At 59.6% G+C, this 1,343-nt stretch carries 1 protein-coding gene; it reads right to left on the bottom strand.

Going from position 1 to position 1,343, the window contains the following annotated elements; all coding sequences use genetic code 11:
• Window positions 1-1,343 (bottom strand): FG-GAP repeat domain-containing protein (locus NKH28_RS34260; RefSeq protein ID WP_352981458.1); only part of this gene is annotated, 1,343 nt, incomplete at both ends.

The following is a 1,343-nucleotide window of genomic DNA, read 5'->3' as shown; positions in this document are numbered from 1 at the left end:
TCGATGACGGCGCATACTCCACCGCAACCGTCCCGCCGAGTTCCGTCACGACACTGCGAAGCAGGTTCGGGTTGCCAGCGCCGGGGGCCGAGATGAACATGTGGTCGTGGTAGTCGGTAAAATCCGGCAGGCCGTCGCCGTTGAAATCGCCGACCGGCGATCCGGCAGTCATTGCCACCGGAAGGTAAAACCGAACCGGGGTGAAGTCCGTCGAGGACGGCTGCAGGAAGTAAATTTTGACCGTGCCGGTGCTGTAGGGCTGGGTTTTGAGATCGCTGTTGCTCAGCGTGATGAGGTCCATGCGGCCGTCATTGTCGAAGTCGCGCAGGATTCCAACATCGCCATCCGCGTCGTGCTTGACGTAGCCCTTGAAACCGATCCCGGTCGACAGGGATATCCGGACGCTGCCACCTTGGCCGTAGTTGACAATGTCTGTCGCCCCATCGCCATTGACATCGGCCAGCACGCAAGTGCCGGAGCCAGAAAATTGCACCGCCGGGCAAGTGATCTCGAACGACGTCCCGCCCGGCTGCCATTTGTCGACCGAAAACACGCCCTTTTGTAGATTGCTTCCCGATATGTATATCGGCAGCTGATGGCCACTGCCGAGGAAGTCGCCGACGCCTAGGCTCGGATTTAATAGAGTACCACTACTTTTGTTGACCACGTCGAGGCCATCGCCGTCCGCGTCAGCGACAATATATGAGCCATCCGAGAGCGCATCACATGCGGCCTCGTAGCCGGCCGGCGGCGACGGGGCGCCGAGGAACGTTTTGCAATTGGCATTGGTCAACGCCAGCTGGGTGTCGGTGAGGACAATCGCGCCTCGTGTTCCCGTCACCGACTGGCCGCCATTCGACTGAGAAGTCGCCGTGACCGTATCGGCAAAGTCCATCGTGCTTTTGTTGGGCAAGAGCCTACCGGGCTTGGAAGAATATAGACCGTCCTCTGCCGCGTTGAGGGGTACCGATGTCGTGTTGATGAGCGCGCCACTCGAATTGAATTTGTACGTGTATTTCGTTCTATTGTAGGTGATGGCACCAGGATTTTGCTGTGTTCCCGACGTTTGTTGCCAGACCCGGTCGCCAAAGATTTCGTCACGGCCGTCAAAATCCAGATCGCCGGTCTCGTTGGGTGCTCCTGGCACCAAGAGCGCGGAGAGCACGCTATTAACGGTCGTATAGACGCCATCGGTATTCTGGTAAGTCATCTGGCCGAGCGGCTTTGCGGTGCCGCCGGTGATGGTGCCGTCGGCAGCGATGGCCGCATCGGTGCCGTAGCGGGTGACGGCGGTCAGGCGCGAGGCGTTGGAGAACGGCGCCTGGTCGTAGGTCAGCTTGTAG

It is taken from the genome of Mesorhizobium sp. M1227 (genome assembly GCF_040318315.1).
GTDB lineage: Bacteria > Pseudomonadota > Alphaproteobacteria > Rhizobiales > Rhizobiaceae > Mesorhizobium.
This window is presented reverse-complemented; position numbering and strand designations above follow the sequence as displayed.